Source organism: Mesorhizobium sp. M7A.F.Ca.MR.176.00.0.0, assembly GCF_004023165.1.
GTDB lineage: Bacteria > Pseudomonadota > Alphaproteobacteria > Rhizobiales > Rhizobiaceae > Mesorhizobium.
Window position 1 is genome coordinate 27,824 of record NZ_RZTC01000076.1, and the last position, 3,826, is coordinate 31,649.

A 3,826-nucleotide genomic window follows, 5' to 3' on the forward strand; every position below is an offset into this window, starting at 1 on the left:
ACGTTCCCTGAGGGGGCTGCGGAGGCGGTGGCCGTTGCCGGCGCTGCACCAGCGGCCGGCGCGGCACCGGTCGCTGGTGCAGCGGTTGGCGCCGGTGCAGGGAAATCGGGACCGGTAACGCCGCCACGAATGACCATCGGGCCTGGCTGGAAGCCGTGTCCGGTCGCGGGCTTGTCCGGGATCGCCGCCACTTTTTCATCGGCGACGTCGGGCGGCGTTTCCCCTATTGCCACCACCGATCGCGCATCGCTGGCTTTGACTGCATCGGCGGTTCTAGGCTGGTTGGGAGCGCCGATCCTGACGATCGATGGTGTGGAGGATGGCGCGCCTGGAAAAACCAGGGATGACGCCTGGGCTTCGCCGGCCGCAACAGCAAGAATGATACCCAGCAGGATACGCGCAGGCACTGATGTCGCTCCCCTTTGCCCAGAAGCTCTTCGATAGCAGGCCGGAATTGATGCCGGCTTTCGTGGAAACATAGCATTTTAGGGATTGATAAATCGCCAATGCTCCTGCTCGCCAACAATCGGTTACCCAACAGCCGACTTGCCCAACGGCCGCCATCGTACTACGCACCCCGCATCTGTGAGGTGACGAGAGTGGCTGAAATACTTGGCTCGGGCGAGGCGCTGGAGCGGGCGCTGGCGCTGCTCATGGAAGGCGATGTCGTCGCCATCCCGACGGAAACCGTCTACGGGCTGGCCGGCGACGCCACCAACGGCATCGGCGTGGCGCGCATCTTCGAAGCCAAGGGGCGCCCGCGCTTCAATCCGCTGATCGCCCATGTCGCGGATATGGCGATGGCAGAGCGCCTCGCGTTGTTCGATCCGCTGTCCAGGAAACTGGCGCTGGCATTCTGGCCAGGTCCGCTGACGCTGGTGCTGCCGCAACGGCCCGGCAACGGCATCCATCCGCTGGTCACCGCCGGGCTCGATACGATTGCCTTGCGCATGCCGAGGGGCTTTGGCGGCGAGCTGATCGCCAGGCTCGGCCGCCCGCTTGCAGCGCCCAGCGCCAATTCATCCGGCAAAATCAGCGCAACGACCGCGCAAGCGGTAGCGGCGGATCTCGGCACGCGCATAAAGCTGGTGGTCGATGGCGGCGCGACGCCGATCGGGCTGGAATCGACCATTGTCAAGGCCGAAGGGGACAGAATGCGGCTGCTGAGGCCCGGCGGCATCGCCGCCGAGGAGATCGAGGCGGCCATCGGCATGGAATTGTTGCGCGGCGGTGCCGCCGGCGTCGAGGCGCCGGGCATGCTCGCCTCGCACTACGCGCCGGGTGCCGCGATGCGGCTCAATGCCGGCGCGGTCGGCGAGGGCGAGGCTTTGCTCGGCTTCGGCGGTCAGAGGGCACAAGGCTGGCGCCGCGCCGAAGCCTTCCTCAATTTGTCCGAAACCGGGGACCTGCGCGAAGCGGCGAGCAATCTGTTCGCCTATATGCAGGAACTCGACCGCAGCGGCGCGCGGACCATCGCCGTCGAGCGTATTCCCTTCGACGGGCTCGGTGAAGCCATCAACGATCGGCTGTCGCGTGCCGCCGCCCCTCGTGACATCACGCAGCCCACACCATAGTTTTCCCCCATGACCGAAATCATAGAGACACTCGATTCCGCTCTCATCGATCGCTTCGCGGCGATCGTTGGCGACAAATATGCGCTCCGCGACGAGCGCGATATCGCGCCTTACCTCATTGAGCGGCGCGGGCTCTGGCACGGCGCGACATCGCTGGTGCTGCGCCCGGGCAGTGTCGACGAAGTCAGCCGGATCATGCGGCTGGCGACGGAGACGGGAACGCCGATCGTGCCGCAAAGCGGCAACACCGGGCTGGTCGGCGCGCAGGTGCCGGACAGGTCCGGGCGCGAAATCGTCCTGTCGCTGTCGCGGCTCAACCGCATCCGCGAGATCGACGTCCTGTCCAACACCGTGACGGTCGAGGCCGGCGTCATCCTGCAGACGCTGCAGGAGGCAGCCGACGCCGCCGACCGGCTGTTCCCGCTGTCGCTGGCCGCGCAGGGCTCCTGCCAGATCGGCGGCAATCTTTCCTCCAATGCCGGCGGCACCGGCGTGCTTGCCTATGGCAATGCGCGCGAACTCTGTCTCGGTGTCGAGGTGGTGCTGCCGACCGGCGAGGTGTTCGACGATCTGCGCAAGCTGAAGAAGGACAACACCGGCTACGATCTGAAAAACCTGTTCGTCGGTGCCGAAGGCACGCTCGGCGTCATCACCGCCGCCGTGCTCAAGCTGTTCCCGAAGCCGAAGGGGCGCGAAGTCGCCTTCGCCGGCCTGTCGTCGCCCGAGGCCGCACTTTCGCTGTTCAGCCTGGCCATGGACCGTGCCGGGGCAGCACTCACCGCTTTCGAACTGATCGGCAGACGGCCATATGATTTCACGCTGGCGCATGCCCAGGGCGTGGTGCGGCCGCTGATCGAGGACTGGCCGTGGTATGTGCTGATGCAGATTTCATCAGGCCGTTCGTCGGAGGATTCGCGGGCGTTGATCGAGGACGTGCTCTCGGCCGGCCTTGAACAGGAATTCGTCGGCGACGCCGTCATTGCGGCGAGCCTCGGGCAGGGGGATGCCTTCTGGAATTTCCGCGAGCTGCTGCCCGAGGCGCAGAAGCCGGAAGGCGCCTCGATTAAGCACGACATTTCGGTGCCTATTGCATCGATCCCGCGCTTCATCGAAGAAGCCGCCGGCGCCGTGGCGTCGGTAAGTGCAGGCGCCCGCGTGGTCTGCTTCGGTCATATGGGCGACGGCAATCTCCACTACAACATTTCGCGGCCCGTCGACGGCGATGATGAGGCGTTCCTCGCTCTCTATCACCCCATGAACAAGGCGGTGCACGATGTGGTGCGCAGCCTGCACGGTTCGATCTCGGCCGAGCATGGCATCGGCCAGTTGAAGCGCGACGAACTGATCGCCACCGCGCCGCCAATGGCGATCGATCTGATGCGAAGGGTGAAGGCCGCTTTCGACCCGGCCGGCATCATGAATCCGGGTAAGGTTATCTGAACCTTTCGACAAGTTGCGGCTGGTGGGATTCCGATAACCATCCCTGAGATCAGCAAAATTTAACCGACTTTCTTAAGCGGGGCGGTAAGGAGCCCGCGCTACTGTCTCAATACAAACGAGGCTGGAAAAACCGGCCCGGAGAGAACCGGACACCGGCTCTCAGGAGACAGACAGGAAGGCCACTCTATGAACACCGGACTGAAGCCAGTCTGGGCGGGACGCAACATGCGTCTCGACCCATTTCGCCTGCCGCAAGTGGTGAGCTACGCGACTCGCGACGACTACGGCGATGTAACCTTCACCATCGACCAGCGCGGCGCCGTGATCCGCCGCTTGCTCGAGATGAGCGGCCTGCCCGCGATCATCGTTCTGCCCTCCAATGCGTTCCGCGGCGTTGCCGCCCGCGCCATGGAAGACCCGGACGGCAATGTCACGGTGACCCTGGAACTCCTGCACAACGACCCGATGCTGTCGGTGCCGCTGCTGGTGGCCGACGATCTCGACGATGTCGCCGCCGACTGGCGCGCCTGGGCCGACGCTTACCGTCTGCCGATGCTGCTGATCGAATCGGACGGTGTTGCCCGCACCCTGGAAGAATCGCTCGGCGCCGCCATCAAGACGCTGCCGCCGCAGGATCGGCGCAAGGGGCGGATTTCGAACACGCGCCGCCCGCGTTTCCTCGCTCGCCGCAGGGCCGGCGCCCTCGGTCTCAGGCTGGTCATCGACGGCCAGGAGATTATTTCGAGGGATTAGCCTTCTTCTCCCCGTCACTATACGGGGAGAAGTGCCCGGCAGGGCGATGAGGGGCAGCG

At 65.1% G+C, this 3,826-nt stretch carries 4 protein-coding genes; 3 read left to right on the forward strand and 1 reads right to left on the reverse strand.

Annotated features, from left to right (window positions below):
* On the reverse strand, window positions 1-407 hold a 407-nt coding region (locus EOB59_RS35695; RefSeq protein ID WP_206622067.1), incomplete at its 3' end, for a hypothetical protein.
* A 192-nt stretch (window positions 408-599) separates the two neighbouring features.
* Here EOB59_RS35695 and EOB59_RS23185 point away from each other — a divergent pair.
* The 3 genes from EOB59_RS23185 to EOB59_RS23195 all read left to right on the forward strand — a co-directional run bounded on the left by EOB59_RS23185 (window position 600) and on the right by EOB59_RS23195 (window position 3,767).
* Window positions 600-1,574 (forward strand): L-threonylcarbamoyladenylate synthase, encoded by a 975-nt coding sequence (locus EOB59_RS23185; RefSeq protein WP_127811016.1) that lies wholly within the window; start codon window positions 600-602, stop codon window positions 1,572-1,574.
* A gap of 9 nt (window positions 1,575-1,583) precedes the next feature.
* Entirely contained in the window at window positions 1,584-3,014 is a 1,431-nt protein-coding gene (locus EOB59_RS23190) for an FAD-binding oxidoreductase (RefSeq protein ID WP_128289319.1), read from the forward strand.
* A gap of 186 nt (window positions 3,015-3,200) precedes the next feature.
* Entirely contained in the window at window positions 3,201-3,767 is a 567-nt protein-coding gene (locus tag EOB59_RS23195; RefSeq protein ID WP_127328402.1) for a DUF6101 family protein, read from the forward strand.
* Window positions 3,768-3,826: the final 59 nt, after the last annotated feature.

What these genes read in the sequence shown, in the direction of transcription:
- EOB59_RS23190 (WP_128289319.1), top strand. Translation starts at nt 1,584, where the DNA reads ATGACCGAAATCATAGAGACACTCGATTCCGCTCTCATCGATCGCTTC.
- EOB59_RS23195 (WP_127328402.1), top strand. Translation starts at nt 3,201, where the DNA reads ATGAACACCGGACTGAAGCCAGTCTGGGCGGGACGCAACATGCGTCTC.